The following is a 16,052-nucleotide window of genomic DNA, read 5'->3' on the forward strand; positions in this document are numbered from 1 at the left end:
GCGGTGCCTCGAGTCACCCTGCGAGCGTGGTGGCGCGCGGTTGTGGCGGTGGGGCCGGGCGGTGACGGGCCGCGAGGACCGTTTGTGGTGTCGGTGGCGACGTTCACCTTGAGTGCCCGGTGACGCGACTCCTCGAGGGATGCCTGCGTCGGCGCGACCTAAGCGACCGATCTTCATGATCGGGTGTGGTGGCCTTCCTCGACAGTCCGAGGGCTCCAGGCTCACCGGCGGCCGCAGTGGCTGCCCAAAGGGCGGTCGCTGTCAGGAACGCGCTGCCGTGCGCGCGTGGCTTTCGGCGCGGCCAGGGCGGGGTGTCAGCGTCTCCGGGGCCGTATGCCCTGCTCGGTGGCTGGCTGTGTGCTTTGTCATGGCCCCGCTGATTCCGTCTCGGCGCAGTAGCCCGCCTCGGGCGGAGCGGGCGGAGGGAACGGCGTCCAGGCGTGCGGTCGGTTCTTCTCGATCAGCGGCTGGTACTCGGCGGGCAGCATGTTCTCGATGCTGGTCCAGGTGTACTGGCTGCGGTCGCTCTCCCGGTCGGTCATGGTGTTGTCCTTCTCGCGCAGGAGGAAGCCGTGGACCTTGATGCCGTGGAACACCCACCCCTTGTGGTCCCAACGCCAGGTGATGACAGCGCGCTGGACGCGCATGGGCTTGCCGTCCCAGTCGGGGAGTGGCGGCAGCGTGTCGTAGTGGCCGAGCCACACAGTCGTCGTGGCGAGGGTGTAGGTGGCTGGGTGGTCGGTCGGGATGCTGATCGCGGTCATGGGAGGGCCTTTCGGGCGGGCTCAAGATGGCGGCTGGGGCGGGGGTCCAGGCGGGGCGGGTGGCCTCTACGCACGACTGCAGTTCCTCGGGCAGTTCGTGGCCGATGCGGTGTTGCGCGGGGGGTAGCGCTCGGAAGAAGCCCCAGTCGGGGTGGTCGAGCAGGAGCGTGGGGCGCGCTTCCTCGGGAATGATGGGTCCCTTCAGCGTCGTCGCGGTGTAGACCCAGCCCCGGCTGGTCGTCCACCGCCATTCGACCGTGGCGGCGATGGGAGTGAAGCGGCGGCCCGTGTGCGCCTTCACGGTTGCTGCGTTGTCGAGCCGGATGTTGATCAGGACGCGAGCGGCGGCGTAGGCGGCGTGAAAGTCACGTTCGCGGTCACGGGCGTTCCGTTCAGTCAGGAGACATCAGGTGAAGGGCGGTATCTGCGGGCGAGTTCTCGACGAGCCGGCGTTTGTTTCAGCGGAGCGTGCGTCGGGTCGGTCAGTTCTCGGCCGACACCATGATCAGGGTCGGGTCATCGGTCCTGTCCGTGACCGCGACGTCCTCGAATCCGCCGATCTCGCTGCGGCCGTCGTCCATCAGGACGTCATGCCACCTGTCCTCGTTCTCCTCGACCCACGCCAGGAGCTTGGCGGGATCACCGAGGATGTCGTCCGGTACGTCCAGGAGGACCTCTTGGGCGTAGATCTCTCTGTCCTGCTAGCGGAGATGCTCAGAATTCGCTGTGCCATCGGCCAACCTCCCTAATATTAGAATACATCAACAGGAAGGCTTGGGGCCTAACCTGGGGCTATGCAGCATTTGGCTTCGCGTCCGTATACCTGCTCGGGCCAGCTCGCCCACCGCTGAGCCTCGGCAGCTGGCTCATATGTGATTGCGACGTCCATAGGCCTCTTGAACCAGGCCGAGGCAGGCCTGAAGGGATCGGGGGTGCAAGTCTGCGAGCGGCGGGCTGGACCGGGCCGCCGCCATCGCGATCGGAGTGGAGGTCGTGCAGAGCCGGTCGCCTGCAGCCGCCGGTGAAGTTGGCGTCGACCCCGGCTCCAGATTCGCCGCGCGGGCTGGGGGGCTGCGAGCTGGCGTTCGGATGGTGTGGGGGCTGGACCGAGAGCGAGCTGCGGGGCGCGGCGGCTTGCGGACGTGCTCTCCGGCAAGTGCGACGTCGACGTGCGGAGGCCTCGCCGCCCGAGCTTGAGGTGGTGTGTGGGCCCTCGAGGGGCGAGAGTCACCGGCGGACGCGGCGCCCTCCCGTTAAGGCCCCGGGCGTCCGTCAGGCGCTTGAGGAGGGGCCGTCCCCGTTGTGGTGCGACTCCCCAACAGACACGTCGGGGGAGGGCGGCGTGCCGAGGCCCGCTTGTCCTAGCCGGGGCGGGCTCGTTCCAGGCGCCAGGCCTTGCCGGTGAGAGCGCGCCGTCGTCAGCGCCGGGCAGGTAGAGGCCTTCACACCTTTACACTAGTTGCATGCAATTAATGTGATTCGCTTATCATGTGTGAAAGCCACATATGCGAGGGGGTGCCTGTGCCCAACAAGACGCTGTCGGTCCGCGATGATGACCTGCCTCTGTGGGAGCGCGCCGAGCGGGCGGCCAAGTCGGCCCGCACTACGGTCTCCGGCCTGGTGGCCACGGCCCTGACCACGTATCTCGGCCACACCGACATGATCAGCGTGCCGATGTACGAGCTGTTCGGCGATGAGCGCCAGGAGGCGTTCGTCGGCCGATGGCTGACCGATCCGCAGCTGCCATCCGACCGGGACAACGACCAGTACAGCGGCGATGAGCGAGGGCGGGGGCCGCAGTTCGGCCACCACGGCGCGCCGGCCGAGTGGAGGGTCGGGGTGGCCGAGACCGGTCGTGGCCGCGTTGCCGTCTATCTGCACCACTGGAACTACGACGCGGCGTACCCGCCCGAGCTGCACGTGTTCGACAACATCGACCAGGCCGTCACAGCACTGGCCGACGACCCGCGCGTGCCTCGCGACGTGCTGGCCATCGCCGCGGACGTCGTTCGTCCCGCTGGCTCGCATGTCGTCTGGCGCGACATCTGAGACGAGGCCCCATGGCCGAACTCCAACCGCACTGCTCCTTACCCGTCCCGAGGGTGCAACGGTGATCGAAAACAAGCCCAGCGGCGCGTACACAATCGACGACCTGCCGTTCTTGATGCTCGGAGTCGCCGCGCACCGCACCATGGATCTCATTGCGACGATCCTGGGACCCGAGGGAATCGCCGAGCGGGAGAAGGCCGCGGCCCGCCGCGCCCCAGGCGAACTCGTGGATTCGACCGACGTCGCCCTGTCCGAGACCGCGCGCGAGATCGCCGAGATGACCCTCGCCACGGCCAGCACCCACCCAACGACCCTGCGCATCCTGGCCGAGAGCCGCTTCCTCAGCGTGCGGGTAAAGATCGCCGAAAACCCGCACACCCCGCCTGAGACGTTGACCGAACTCGCCCGAACCCCCCGCGGGATCATCGCCAACACGGCCGCGGCCAACCCCGGCGTGCCCGCCGGTGAACTCGAGACCATCCTGCTGCTCAGCGACAGCGAGGCCGCGCGGCTCGGCGCGCTGCGCAACCCAACGGTGACGCGGCACCTTATCGAGGTGGCCGCCGCCGACCCGTCGCCGTACGTCCGCAGCTGTGCCGCGCACAGGACCACCGTCGTGACCACGCTCGAACGGCTCGCCGCCGACAGCGACGCGTTCGTGCGCGCGGGTGCCGCACGCAACCTGCTCGTGCCGCACCTTTCGCCCGTCCAGGTCGACGCCCTGGCAGGCGACCCGGAACGAGGCCCACGTGCCGCCCTCGCTAGCAATCCCGCCGCGCCCGCCCGGGCACTCGAACGGCTCGCGGCCGACAAGGACACATGGGTGCGATCCGCCGTCGCCAAGAGCGACGCCCTCACCCCCGCGGCCGCGGCCCTCCTGGCCGGCGACCCCGACGAGCGCGTCCGCACGGACCTGGCGGGCAACCGCGGCTGCCCGCCCGCCCTACTCACGGCGCTGGCCCGCCGCCGGCAACCCGCCGCCGTACGCGAGGCCGCCGCTGGCAACCTCGCCTGCCCGGCCGACGTGCTGTACCGGCTCGCCGCTGACCGGTCGCCCTACGTCCGCGAACAAGCCGACCGGACCCTGTACATCCACCATCTCGGAGGAGGACTTCATGACTGACCGGAAGCCCGTGGTCGACGAGACGCTGCGGGAACTCGTCCTGCACCACCTTGCCCTCACCCCCTGCCACATCACCGGTGAGCATGACCCGCACCACACACCCCAGCGTGTGTGCAGCTACCAGAAGGCCAAGCTCCTGGACGTCCTCTGCGCCGCGGCGGGCCTGACCGCCGAGGAACTCCCACGCGCCCTGCACGACGACCAGTGCGGGTGGTGCCACCGCGTTCCCGCCCAGGAGGAGGACAGGGAGCGGACGCGGGAGCTCCACCACTGGGCCGGAGTCGAGGTGCCCGCCGATCTCGCCGAACTCGCGGACGACGCACCCCGGCCCGGGGATGAGGCAGCCCTGGAGGCCGCGCTGGCCGAGCTGCCCGAGTCCTGGTCCGACTGGAACGCCGCGCACGTCTGGGCATCCCGAGGCCTGTTCGGCGAGGTCGCCCGTTGGACGTCCGGAAAGGCGTACCGGGCTGCGCGAGCCCGTGCCCGCCTGGTTGAGCGCGGCCTGATCGAGGAGCACAACGGGCCAGGCGGCTACTACATCAGGCGGGCGCGGCCGCAGGCGGCGGAATCGGCCCGATGACGGCCACCACGGTCGCAGGGCGCTCATCGCCGAGGAGGAGCGCCATGGACACCGTGACCACCACGAAGCCGATCTCCAGAGCAAACCAGCCGGCCAGGACACGCCGCTCGTCGACAGACAGCCCCTAACCGAACCTTCACACCGAACGAGAGGTCCCAACACCCCATGCCCAGCATCGAAGAGGGGAACAAGCGACGTCACCAACGGCGGATCGACGCCCTCGAAAATCTCCGCGATCAACTCATCGCCCTCGGGCACCCGGACGATGTCCGCATCGCCGAGTGCTCCAGCCTGGAGATCGTCGACCACCTGGAGTACGGCGAGACGGCTCGCCTCATCGTCTGGTTCGCCGGCGTCGCCCTCTACATCGACAGTCTCGACCAACCCGGCCGGTACACGATCGCAAAGCGCTCCGGCACCAGCCTCACCACCGCTGGCGTCCGGTGCGACGACGTCGACGACACCGGCGCACTCGCCGTCTACCACCGCTACCGCGTCCAGTACGGCCTGCCCGTACCCGCACTCATCAACTGATCACTCGCACAACGCGCGCTGCGGACGCCGCTTCACACTCTGGCCGCTGCTAACGGGCCAAGGTGCACGACCGCACAGCTGTTGAGGGAGGGCAAACCATGAAGATCAGACTGCCCCGTCCAGTGAAACAGATGTTGGGCATGAGCACCCGTTCTGCATCGCGCGTGGGAGGCGTTCATTCTCGACCACTTTGAGCGCCGCTGCTGGGATGCCAACGACGGCGCGTGGCCACCGGCCAGCAACGAACTCAGCGAATGGATGTACCGCCGGCACGCCACGCCCGAGCGAGCTCAGGAAATCCTTCGGGCCACCAGGTGGCCCCTGTACCGCCGGGGTGCGGCGGGAACTTGACGACCGCGTCCCCAACACCTGCCAGGGCTACGCCTTGTGCTCGAGGACTGACGGATGTCGCCATCGAGGAGCAGCACGTGATCAAGGTTGCGACCAGAAGAGAGGCCTAGCACTCATGATTCGCATCGTCAGGGCCAGCACCCTGGCCACCCTGCAGGTGCAGGCGCGGAAGGTGCCTGAGCTGCAGAACCGCCACGATCAGATGGAGCGCAGGCTGGCCATCCTGGAGGCCTCCTACGACGGTTACCTCCAGGAGATCGAGCACCACAAGAGCGAAGCCCAGCGGTGGAATGCCTGCTACACCGCCACCATCGACAGCATCGGCGCTTGGGTCAACGACGTACGCGCGGCCGTACAGCACCCGACCACCGGTGACAGATTCCGTCGTGACCTTGCATTCGGGCTCTGGCAGACCTTCATATCGCAGGCCGAGGAGTCCGGAGAGGGCGACGACTTCATGATCCGGCTCCTCAAGGTGCTCCTGGGCCTGGAGGAGGCACCTGCCAAGGAGGCCAGCGACGCTGCGGCGGTAGAGCCTGGCGGCGATCAACCCAGCACCGATGAGCTGCGGGACGCCGAGATCCGGGAGGTGATCCGGATGCTGGGGCCGAATACCGGGGTCAAGGTGATCGGAGACGAGCTGGTACGCCGGGGCGTCTTCTTCGACCAAGAGGACATCATGCGCATCCTCCGCGTGGACTACCCGCAACCGCTCAGGCACACGTGGAGGGTGGCCTCAGGTGATCACCCGTCCTGACCAGCGGTACCAGATGGTGCGCGGCGGCGCCCAGGTCACTCGCCCGGAGCACCTCCTCGCCCCGCCCGCCGCACCCTCGTGGGGGATATGCGTCAGTACCGGACCTGGGTCGACACCCGGTTTGCTGCCCTGTGTGGACGTCGAGAGCCCTGCATCGCGACCGTGCACGAGAGGATCCTGCGCCAGGGGAGGGTGGGGACGCGATGAACGACGTCACCGGCGAGGAGAGGTTCGTCGCTCCAGGCGAGAAGGAGATCGCCTGCCAGGGGTGCCGGGCAGGGGGCACCGTCGTCTCACCGGCCTTCACAACCTGGTTGAAGGAGCGCGACGTGGACATCCAGCGGTGGGCCGCCGCCCACCCTGGGGCAGATCTGGAGAGCGTCCCCCTGGCGGTGTTCGCGCCAGAGGTCGGCACCATGCCCGCCAGCGAAATCCGTTGTCCGGTATGCCGCGGCGCCGGTGTGGCGGTGACGGCGGACCGGTGGACACCCGTCCTGGGGCAGACCCTCATCACCGCCCTCGCCCGGGCATTGCTGCCGTCGCCACCCCACCGGCGCGTCCCCTGGCCGTGGCTGACTCGCCAGGACGGGGCCTACTTACACGGCATCTACGTCAAGCCCGCCCCCGACGACGCGCTCGGCGGCAGCGGGCAGCTCGACTTCGCCGCCTTCCACGCGGGCATGCCGGTGTGGAAGTGGCGGGGCCCGGCTATGCCCCGCTCCAGCGTCTACTTCGTCTTCCGCAGCGCTATCCGTGGCTGGACGCCCATCCTCGCGCAGCGGTTGAGCCGGTGCTGGCTGGGTGGCATGGTCTCTGTGCCAGGACCGGCCATCGACCACGACGAATGGACCCGTGAGGCGGTCCTGGCGAAGTGGAAGCCGATGGGCTACTTCGACGTGGACCGGGCTGAGGTCGCCAAGCTCCGAGTTCAAGCGGAGCGCGCGAACGTCACCGTGACCTTCTACGGGACACGCCTGTCGCGCAAGGTGTGCACCTACGCTGGCTCGAACGAGACCTTCGAGCGCATCTACGGCCGCGACGTGTTGGACGGTCTCATCGAGGACTACCGCGAGGTCCTGCCCGCGCAATTGGCCGCCGAGCAGGCCGAGGCGATCCAGGCGCTGCGCGCCCGGCCGCCGGCCGCGTTCGCGAGTCGCGAGGAGTTCGAGACGTTGGAACGGTGGCCGCTGGCGGCGATGGGGCTGGTGCTCGGCTACCCGGCCGAGGCGACGGCCGGCACCTTGCTCGCGCAACCCTACCGGTATGGAGCCTCCGCCGAACTCGGCAGCCTGCCCGTCAACTGGCGTCGCGGTCTGTGGTAACCCGGCCCCGGAGCGCGCCGAACGGATAGACCACAGCCCAACAGGCTTCGGTTTCAGCCCAGGCCGTTCGAATCTCGCGGCCGGGACCCCGCCTTTCAACCCAATATCCATGAGATCAAAGGAGCACTCATGTCTCTCGACCTCGACCAGCGGACTGTTCACGCCTGGTTCGGCCTGTCTTACTCGAACTACGCGGTGCTGCCGCGAACGCTGCTGCAGTCGATGCCTGACGAGTGGCAGCACCGGTTCATCACCTGCCTGGACGAGCTTGAGGCGGCGTTTAGCCACGTCCAGCAGGCCGAGTGCTACAAGGTCCGGGCCGCCGTCGAGCGGGTGGTGTCCGACCTGACCGACGACGAGTTGAAGCAGATCGGCTACTCCAAGAGCGACGACTGCGACTGCCACGCCTACGTGGATGAGGCAGCTCGCAAGATCGTGCACGTGCCGCCCAAGTGCCCGCACGAGACGGCCTACTACGACGACCAGGGCAACGAGGTGGACGGGGACGCCCTTGTGCTGTGGCCGATCGGAAAAGACCCGGTGCCGCACTACAACCGGTGCCGAACATACATCGAGCCCCGACTGCCCGACACCCTTGAGGCAGAGCCACCCACTCCGACTCCGGGAGAGTGGATCAACCCAGTGACTGGCGAGCGCTTCGATCTCACCCGCGACTACCCGGTTACGCGGGAGCAGTACGACCACCTGCTGAAGGGTGAGGACCACGGCTACCAGGGCTTGGTGTGGCGCCACGTCGGTGAGTTCGCCGACGGCGTTCCCGTCCTGCTTGCGATCCGTGTCGGCGAAGAGGACTCCGTGGAAGGGTCGATCAAGGTCACTGACCTCAAGCACACGTTGCCGCATAACAAATGATCAGACGCTACCTCCTCGGGCGCGTGTAACAACCGTCTCCGACCGTGCCTGATCCCGAGGCCAGGGTGCCGGCGCGGGTGCTGGCAGCCCACGGCCGAGGGCTCCTCGCGCTGATGCCGTCAGCCTGCCAACGCGCCGGTGAGTTCGGTGCGGCGCGTCCGGCGCCAGGACGTGCTCTGTGGGTGGTTGCTTCTCGAGGCACGGGGCGTCCCTGGGAGCAGGGCTCCGTCGCTCGGGGGTCGGCGAGGCCGGGGTGGCCGGCTTCTATGGTCATCGGCGGTCAGCCCAGCAGGCCGGCGAGGTGCCGGAGGTGGTCAGACAGCAGGCGGACGTCGGCGCCGGTGTTCTGGAAGCCGCTCCATCTGCGGGTCTCGCCGTTGCGGAGTTCCCAGTGGCCGTCGGCGAACGTCCAGGCGGCCTGATCGCCGATGCGGTCGAGCGCGGCCCAGACATGGTCGGGGTTGAGCTGGTCGGTGGTGAGGTCGTCCATGATGACGCCGAGGGCTTGGATGCCGACGCCGTGCGTCAGGCGCGACAGGCGCGGCGCGAACTTCCACGCCGCGGGCCATCGCCTGGCCACCAAGTCCCAGAAGACGGTCAGGTGGGCGACGGCGGCGTCCACGTTGACGGCGCCGTCGACGGGGTTCCGGTACTGGTAGAGGGCGCCGTTATACAGGCTCGTCTCGATCATGCGGAGGACAGCGTTGTCCGTGATGCGGCCGTCGGGCTCCGTGGGGGTGCGGATGGCGCCGGCAAACGCGCCGGGTGTGGTGTTGAGCTGGGCGAGGATCGTGGCGGGCACCTGGCGGCGTGCCCAGGCGGGCGGCAAGGTGCCAGTGGCAGAGGGGAGCAGCTCGTGGATCAGGCCCTTAGGCAAGGGCTTGACACTGTTGACGAGGAGAAACTGTGTGCGCTGCTCCTCGGGGTCGGCGATGAACCCGACTATCGGGACTGGCCATTGGTCGAGCGCAGCGTCGCGGATCGCTGCACTGCGCTGCTGCCCGTCAACGATCCAGGCCGGCTTGTCGGCGTCGTCCTGGGTGGGATCGATGGGGATGACCAGCACGCCGAATATGGCGTACCCAACGGTCGCGGCATCGGGCATGTCGATGTCGAATGGCTCGAAATGCACCTGCTGGCCGAAGGCTACCGTCAGGGAGTTGGGCATCAGGGCGCCCTCGCCCTCCAGGTAGCGGCGGATGCTGAGGACGTGCTTGTACGTTTCGGGCCGCTGGTAGCCGAGCAGGTCGCCGTCGTCGTCCCGCTTGATGCGGGACACAGCGGCAAAGTTGTGGATCAGTTTCCCGTCCACGGCGAACGAGTAGAGGGTATGGATGCCCTGCTGGATGCGGAGTGCGGGCAGCCGAAGGACGTAGGCGACGGACATCAGATAGGCCTTTCACGGCTGTGGTTCTCATCGGTGCTGCAGGTCTGTGAGCTTGCATGTATAAATATTAAAATACATCATGCGCACGAACTGGATGCGCTGCCAGGCGGGCGTCCGCCAGGCACGATCCACGCCTTATCCAGGCGCTGTCACGGTCGATCCCTGGTTGGCGGCCAGTGCTCCAGAAGAGTGAGCGCCATGGCAAAGGTGTTCCATGGCGTTGGTGATCGAAAGGCACTCGCCGGTCTCGATGGCGACGGCGAGGGAATCCAGGAGCATCTCCGGCGAGGGCCGCCGACCCGGAGGGTGTGGTGGGTGCGGCCACATCTGCGGCGCGCCGAGCTCGTCGCGCACGTGGAAATGACGTCAGCGATGATGGCGGCTTACACATGTTGTATCTATTGTATGCAACTGATGCGTTAAGCCCTTGAGTTTGGTGACGGGCCGCGCGACAGGGAGGAGCACTCAGCGATGAGTAGCGATACTGGCAGGTTCGTCCATCTGCACGTACACACCGAGTACAGCATGCTCGACGGCGCCGCCAAGATCGGCCACCTCATGGACGAAGTGTCCCGGTTGGGGATGCCGGCCGTGGCGATGAGCGACCACGGCAACGTGCACGGCGCGTACGAGTTCTACCAGAAGGCCCGCAAGGCGGGCGTCAAGCCGATCATCGGGGTCGAGAGCTACGTCGCCCCGGCCTCCCGACACCACCGGCAGGCGGTCTACTACAGCGACAACCTGACGCTGCGCCAGTCCGACGACGACACCGGCGAGGGCGGCGACGTCTCCGGGCGCGGACTGTACACGCACATGACGATGTGGGCGTCCGACCCCAAGGGGCTGCGGAACCTGTTCCGGCTGCAGTCGCGGGCCTGGCTCGAAGGACATGTCCAGAAATATCCGCGCATGGATGACGAACTGCTCACCGAGTACGGCCAGGGGATCATCGCCACCACCGGCTGCCCGTCCGGCGAGGTGCAGACCCGGCTCCGGCTCGGCCAGTACGACCAGGCCGTCACCGCCGCCGCCCGCTACCGCGACATCTTCGGTCCGGACAACTATTTCCTGGAGCTGATGGACCACGGCCTGGCCATCGAGCGCCGGGTCCGCGACGACCTGCTGCGCATCGGCAGGCACCTCGGACTGCCGCCCCTGGCCACGAACGACTCCCACTACGTGATCGAGGACCAGGCCGCGGCGCACGACGCGTTGCTGTGCATCGGCACCGGCAAGCGGCTGTCCGACGCCGACCGCTTCCGGTTCGGCGGCAGCGGCTACTACGTCAAGTCCGCCGCGGAGATGCGCGCGCTGTGGGACGCCGAAGTGCCGGGCGCCTGCGACAACACGCTGCTGGTCGCCGAACGGGTCGGCGAGTACGGCGAGGTGTTCGCCCACCGGGACCTGACGCCGCGCTTCCCCGTGCCGGAGGGCGAGACCGAGTCCAGCTGGCTGCGCGCCGAGACGCTGAAGGGCGCCCGCCGCCGCTACGGCGGTGACCTGCCGCAGGAGGTGCTCAACCGGATCGACTACGAGCTGTCGGTCATCGATGCCATGGGCTTCCCCGGTTACTTCCTGGTGGTCGCCGACATCTGCCGGCATGCCCGCCAGAGCGGCATCAGGCTGGGCCCGGGGCGCGGCTCGGCCACCGGCTCCATCGTCGCGTACTGCACGGGCATCACCCAGCTCGACCCCATCGAGCACAAGCTCATCTTCGAGCGCTTCCTCAACCCCGAGCGCGTCACAATGCCGGACGTCGACCTCGACTTCGACGACCGCCGCCGGGACGAGGTGATCGACTATGTCACCCGCAAGTACGGCGCCGACCGGGTCTGTCAGATCGTCACGTTCGGCACCATCAAGGCCAAGGCCGCCGTCAAGGACTCCTGCCGCGTGCTCGGCCTGCCGTACGCGCTGGGCGACCGCATCACCAAGGCGTTCCCTGGCGCGGTCGGCGGCGAGGAGATCCCGCTGGCCGCCATCCACGACGAGCGGCATCCACGCCACGGTGAGGCGGCCGAGCTGCGCGCGATGTACGAGCAGGACCCCGACGTCAAGCAGGTGGTCGACACCGCGGCCGGATTGGAGGGGCTGACCCGGGGCACGGGCGTGCACGCGGCCGGCGTGATTCTGTCCAGGGAGCCGCTGATCGACGTGATCCCCCTGGTCAAGCCCAAGGCCGACGGCCCCGTCATCACCGCCTTCCCCTTCACCCAGGCCGAGGACATGGGTCTGCTGAAGATGGACTTCCTCGGCCTGCGCAACCTCACTGTCATCGGCGACGCCATCGCCAACATCCAGGCCAACAAGGGGATCGAGATCGATATCCTCCAGGTGCCGCTGGACGACGCCAAGACCTACGAGCTGCTCGCCCGCGGCGACACCGTGGGCGTCTTCCAGCTCGACGGCAGCGGCGTGCGCACGCTGCTGAAGCTGATGCGTCCGACCGAGTTCACCGACATCGCCGCCGTTAACGCGCTCTACCGGCCCGGCCCGATGGAGACGAACGCTCACACCGACTACGCCCTACGCAAGACCGGCCGCCAGCCGGTCGAACCGATCCACCCGGAGCTGGCAGAGGTACTCGAACCCATCCTCGGCGACACCTACCACCTGGTCGTCTTCCAGGAACAGGTCATGGCCATCGCCCAGCAACTGGCCGGCTACTCCCTCGGCGCCGCCGACACGTTGCGCCGGGCCATGGGCAAGAAGAAGAAAGAGATCCTGGACGCCGAGTGGGACCGCTTCTCGGCGGGCATGCGCGAGCGCGGCTTCTCCGCCAAGGCGATCAAGGCGGTCTGGGACGTCCTGGTGCCGTTCAGTGGCTACGGTTTCAACAAGTCGCACACCGCCGGGTATGGGCTGGTTGCGTACTGGACTGCCTACCTCAAGGCCAACCATCCCAGCGAGTACCTCGCCGCGCTGCTCACCTCTGTCGGCGATGACAAGGACAAGATGGCCGTCTACCTGGCCGACTGCCGCCGCTTGGGCATCAGGGTGCTGCCGCCCGACGTCAATGACTCCCAGTTGGACTTCGTTGCCGTCGACGATGCCGAGGTGCGGTTCGGGCTGGGCGCGATCCGCAACGTCGGCGAGAATGTCGTCCACGGCATCCTCGAGGCCCGAACCGAAAAGGGCCGCTTCGCCGACTTCAATGACTTCCTCGGCAAGGTGCCCCTGACCGTCTGCAACAAGCGGGCCATCGAATCTCTGATCAAGGCAGGCGCCTTCGATTCCCTCGAACACCCCCGCAAGGGGCTGTTCATGATTCACGATCAGGCCGTCGAGTCCATCGCCAAACTCAAGAAGAACGAGGCATGCGGCCAGGACTCGCTCTTCGGCGGCTTGTCCGACGACGCGCCAGCCTCGATCGCCATTCCGGATGGCGAGTGGGACAAGAAGATCAGGCTCGACTTCGAGCGGGAAATGCTCGGCCTGTATGTGTCCGACCACCCGCTGGCTGGCGCCGAGCCTCTGCTGGCGAGGTACCGCGATACCGCGATCGCCGATCTCCTGGACAGCGGTCGAGACGACCATGCCGACGTTCAGATCTCCGGCCTGGTCACCAAGGTGGACCGGCGGGCCACCAAAGCGGGAAGGTCATGGGCCATCCTCACTGTGGAAGACATGGACGCTGCCGTGGAGTGTCTGTTCTTTCCACGCACCTACAGTCTCTATGCGTCGGGGCTACGCCCGGACGCCGTAGTGTCGATACGCGGTCGGATCAACAACCAGGACGACGCCATCTCGATCTACGCCGACGAGATGACACTGATTGACATGTCCGAAACGGCGCCGATCACCCTGACACTGCATGAGAAGCAAATCACTCCGAAGACTGTGGATGAATTACGCAACGTGCTCAAGGTTCACCAAGGGCACGTCCCGCTCCTGATCAATCTGCGGAGGTCAGTCAGAAAGACGGTGGTCCTCTCGCTGCCGGAATTCAAGGTCAACCCTGAACGGCCATTCGCGGACGACATCATCAAGCTCTTCGGTCCAGAGGCGATCGCGCTTGGAACCTCGACGCCGAAACCGACCTCGGAGTGCCGCCCATGGAATTCCACATGAGTCCCTGGCCACGCGCGAGGCGTGGGGTTGGCCGAGCAGCTCCAGACGGGTGGACCCCTTCCCGGCGGGGACTCAGGAGCAGCGATCCCTGGAGGTTCGTTGAGAGGTGATGGCCGCCGCGGTGACCCGACTGAGCTCCGCCTCCCCGGTGTCCTCCCGGCGGGGCTGCGGCAGGGCGCCTCGCGACCGCTGGTGGGTTCGCGCCTCGGGAAGGACTCAAGCTTCTTCTGATTGTCACGCCAGGTCGTCCTGGGGAAAAGTTTCGTGACCGCGCTGTTGCGGATCAGCGTGTCTCGGAACCCATCAAACGAGACACGCTGATCCGCAGCCATACGGCCACGAAACCCCCTGGCCTTGGGGAGCGCCCCTCATGGGATCTCGAACCGAGCAATGCCTGAACTGCGAGGCCCCGCTGCCCCTGCCCATCACCCGCGGTGGGCGGCCTCGCAAGTACTGCTCCGACACCTGCCGGTGGGCCTTCTGCCGGACCCGCGCCAGGCGCTGGCGTCCGCTCACCCAGCGGCACCGACGCCAGGACGACACCCGCAAGCGGCGCCGCCACCTCCGCGACCAGGCCGAACACCTCGCCCAGGCAGCCGGGAAACTGGCCCTCGACCTGCACGCGGAGGTCCGCCCACCCAGCAGACCGGCTGGAATCCTGGGCCCATCGCCGGCTACACCGCCACCGCTTTGCCCCTGCTCGCCCACGCCCGCGCCGTCCTGGCCGCTGCCGTCACCGCCGACCGAGCGACCGGCGCCACCTGGGACGAGATCGCGGCCGTTCTGGATGTCAGCCCCGACACCGCCGCCCGCCGCTACCGCACCTGACGGCGAGCTGGCACCTCATCGAGCGGCGCTCACGCACTGATCGAAAAAGCCTTGGCGCGTGCAGCCGTCGGGATGGTGAGATGGCACGATGATCAACCACGACGAGGCGGCTGTCCGACCGTTGACATTGGCCTGGGTGAGCCGGCATCTGGAGGTCGGCGAACGGATAGTCAAAACCGAGGCGCTACGCGGCGGCATCACTGCTGACATGCGGAGGCTGACCATCGGCACTCAGGACGGAAGGACGCGTGACCTGGTGCTGCGGAGTTACGTCGACCCGTTCTACGTGGAGCGCGCCGAGGGCGGACTGAACAGGGAGGCCGGAGCTCTGACCCTGTTGGCGGGGACCGGCGTGCCGGCTCCTGAACTGGTCGCGGTTGATCCAACCGCCGCGCATTGCGAGTACCCGTCGCTCTTGATGACACATCTAACGGGCCGGACGGTCCTCGACGATGAGGGAGTGGAGACGCGCGTCCCACTGCTGGCCCGTCAACTCGTGGCCATCCACGCGCTGCGGCCCGCCGAGCGGCCCCGGAAGTATGTGACGCTGACGACCTCCGACACCGTCGTGGTTCCGAAGGGCGCCGACGCGGCGGTATGGGCCGCGGCGATCGACGTGATCCGCAGGCCCACGCCGCCCTATGAAGGGCGATTCCTGCACCGGGACTTCCAGCCCGGCAACGTGCTGTTCGCCATGTCGCCCCCAAGCCCGGCAGGTCCCCAGATCACCGGCGTCGTCGACTGGGCCGCGACCTCCTGGGGCCCGGCAGACCTCGATGTCGCGCACTGCTCCACCAATCTCGCGCTGCTGCACGGACCGGCGTGGGGTCTGCGGTTCGCTGAGGCGTATGAGGAAGCCGGCGGGGTGCTGGCTGCGACCACGAGCGAGCGGCTGTACTGGCAGGTGCGGGACGCGCTGGCCTGCTCAGAAGAAGTGCAGTCGGTGTCGCAGCCATGGCGGGAGGCAGCAGGCAGAGCAGAGCTGACGACGCGATCCGTGGAGGAGCGGCTGGACGCCTATGTCATCGCCCTGATGGACGCGCTGGGCTGAGCCCTGGCGGTCCGGGTGCAGCCCGACCCCATCGGAGGTTCGAAAACACCCTCTCAACGTTGCCCCCAGTGAGGGCCCTGCCCGGGGTCATAGGGCCGTCGATGGACCGCTCGAGGGAGGCCCGGCTCGTCGGCGGTTTCGAGGGCGGCAACTGGCCGGCACCACCTGCGGCCGCCAGTGAAGCCCGGCACCGGGACGGCGACGCTGGGATATGGATCGGCGGCCGACGGCGGAGGCCTCACTGCCGGACTTTTCACGGTGGGTGGTCAGGTCTGGTCGATGGTGTGGAGGTTGCGTCGGCCGGGATCGGGTGAGTGTCGGCGCCCGCCGGCGCCGACGGGCGGCTCCGTGGAGGAGCGCCT

At 67.7% G+C, this 16,052-nt stretch carries 12 protein-coding genes; 10 read left to right on the top strand and 2 right to left on the bottom strand.

Features of this window, described 5'->3' with window-relative positions; all coding sequences use genetic code 11:
* Positions 1 to 365 precede the first annotated feature (365 nt).
* Entirely contained in the window at positions 366 to 764 is a 399-nt protein-coding gene (locus tag OHA25_RS60895; protein WP_327591419.1) for a hypothetical protein, read from the bottom strand.
* 1,521 nt (positions 765 to 2,285) lie between these two features.
* Here OHA25_RS60895 and OHA25_RS60900 point away from each other — a divergent pair.
* The 7 genes from OHA25_RS60900 (at position 2,286) to OHA25_RS60930 (ending at position 8,353) form a co-directional block, all read left to right on the top strand.
* Positions 2,286 to 2,813: a hypothetical protein gene (locus OHA25_RS60900; RefSeq protein ID WP_327591420.1), complete on the top strand. Its 528-nt coding sequence runs from the start codon at positions 2,286 to 2,288 to the stop codon at positions 2,811 to 2,813.
* Positions 2,814 to 2,874: 61 nt separating this feature from the next.
* The gene (locus tag OHA25_RS60905; protein WP_327591421.1) at positions 2,875 to 3,936 is read left to right on the top strand and encodes a hypothetical protein; all 1,062 of its coding nucleotides are present in this window, start codon (positions 2,875 to 2,877) and stop codon (positions 3,934 to 3,936) included.
* Complete coding sequence (locus OHA25_RS60910) at positions 3,929 to 4,516, top strand: hypothetical protein (RefSeq protein WP_327591422.1); 588 nt, start codon at positions 3,929 to 3,931, stop codon at positions 4,514 to 4,516. Before OHA25_RS60905 ends, OHA25_RS60910 begins: the two co-directional genes overlap by 8 nt.
* A 165-nt stretch (positions 4,517 to 4,681) precedes the next feature.
* Positions 4,682 to 5,050 carry a hypothetical protein gene (locus OHA25_RS60915; protein WP_327591423.1) on the top strand — a complete coding sequence of 123 codons (369 nt, stop codon included), beginning with the start codon at positions 4,682 to 4,684 and terminating at the stop codon, positions 5,048 to 5,050.
* Between the two features lie 466 nt (positions 5,051 to 5,516).
* Positions 5,517 to 6,158: a hypothetical protein gene (locus OHA25_RS60920; RefSeq protein ID WP_327591424.1), complete on the top strand. Its 642-nt coding sequence runs from the start codon at positions 5,517 to 5,519 to the stop codon at positions 6,156 to 6,158.
* A gap of 203 nt (positions 6,159 to 6,361) precedes the next feature.
* A complete protein-coding gene (locus OHA25_RS60925) occupies positions 6,362 to 7,480 on the top strand; it encodes a hypothetical protein (RefSeq protein ID WP_327591425.1) in 1,119 nt (372 codons plus the stop codon).
* 129 nt (positions 7,481 to 7,609) lie between these two features.
* Positions 7,610 to 8,353, top strand: a complete 744-nt coding sequence (locus tag OHA25_RS60930; RefSeq protein WP_327591426.1) for a hypothetical protein — start codon at positions 7,610 to 7,612, stop codon at positions 8,351 to 8,353.
* Between the two features lie 280 nt (positions 8,354 to 8,633).
* Here the strand turns inward: OHA25_RS60930 and dbpB are convergent, their stop codons facing one another.
* Positions 8,634 to 9,740: a DGQHR domain-containing protein DpdB gene (dbpB, locus tag OHA25_RS60935; RefSeq protein ID WP_327591427.1), complete on the bottom strand. Its 1,107-nt coding sequence runs from the start codon at positions 9,738 to 9,740 to the stop codon at positions 8,634 to 8,636.
* Positions 9,741 to 10,211: 471 nt separating this feature from the next.
* On the opposite strand from dbpB, the gene dnaE reads away from it, so the two are divergent.
* The 3 genes from dnaE to OHA25_RS60950 all read left to right on the top strand — a co-directional run bounded on the left by dnaE (position 10,212) and on the right by OHA25_RS60950 (position 15,690).
* Positions 10,212 to 13,811 carry a DNA polymerase III subunit alpha gene (gene dnaE / locus OHA25_RS60940; RefSeq protein WP_327591428.1) on the top strand — a complete coding sequence of 1,200 codons (3,600 nt, stop codon included), beginning with the start codon at positions 10,212 to 10,214 and terminating at the stop codon, positions 13,809 to 13,811.
* A 690-nt stretch (positions 13,812 to 14,501) separates the two neighbouring features.
* Complete coding sequence (locus OHA25_RS60945; protein ID WP_327591429.1) at positions 14,502 to 14,639, top strand: hypothetical protein; 138 nt, start codon at positions 14,502 to 14,504, stop codon at positions 14,637 to 14,639.
* A gap of 88 nt (positions 14,640 to 14,727) precedes the next feature.
* On the top strand, positions 14,728 to 15,690 hold the full coding sequence (locus OHA25_RS60950) for a phosphotransferase family protein (protein ID WP_327591430.1): 963 nt from the start codon (positions 14,728 to 14,730) through the stop codon (positions 15,688 to 15,690).
* The last annotated feature ends 362 nt before the right edge of the window (positions 15,691 to 16,052 follow it).

Origin of the sequence: Nonomuraea sp. NBC_00507, assembly GCF_036013525.1 — a bacterium.
GTDB lineage: Bacteria > Actinomycetota > Actinomycetes > Streptosporangiales > Streptosporangiaceae > Nonomuraea.

Coding starts and splice junctions, on each gene's coding strand:
- OHA25_RS60895 (WP_327591419.1), bottom strand. CDS start 764: ATGACCGCGATCAGCATCCCGACCGACCACCCAGCCACCTACACCCTC.
- OHA25_RS60910 (WP_327591422.1), top strand. CDS start 3,929: ATGACTGACCGGAAGCCCGTGGTCGACGAGACGCTGCGGGAACTCGTC.
- OHA25_RS60915 (WP_327591423.1), top strand. CDS start 4,682: ATGCCCAGCATCGAAGAGGGGAACAAGCGACGTCACCAACGGCGGATC.
- OHA25_RS60920 (WP_327591424.1), top strand. CDS start 5,517: ATGATTCGCATCGTCAGGGCCAGCACCCTGGCCACCCTGCAGGTGCAG.
- OHA25_RS60925 (WP_327591425.1), top strand. CDS start 6,362: ATGAACGACGTCACCGGCGAGGAGAGGTTCGTCGCTCCAGGCGAGAAG.
- OHA25_RS60930 (WP_327591426.1), top strand. CDS start 7,610: ATGTCTCTCGACCTCGACCAGCGGACTGTTCACGCCTGGTTCGGCCTG.
- dbpB (WP_327591427.1), bottom strand. CDS start 9,740: ATGTCCGTCGCCTACGTCCTTCGGCTGCCCGCACTCCGCATCCAGCAG.
- dnaE (WP_327591428.1), top strand. CDS start 10,212: ATGAGTAGCGATACTGGCAGGTTCGTCCATCTGCACGTACACACCGAG.
- OHA25_RS60950 (WP_327591430.1), top strand. CDS start 14,728: ATGATCAACCACGACGAGGCGGCTGTCCGACCGTTGACATTGGCCTGG.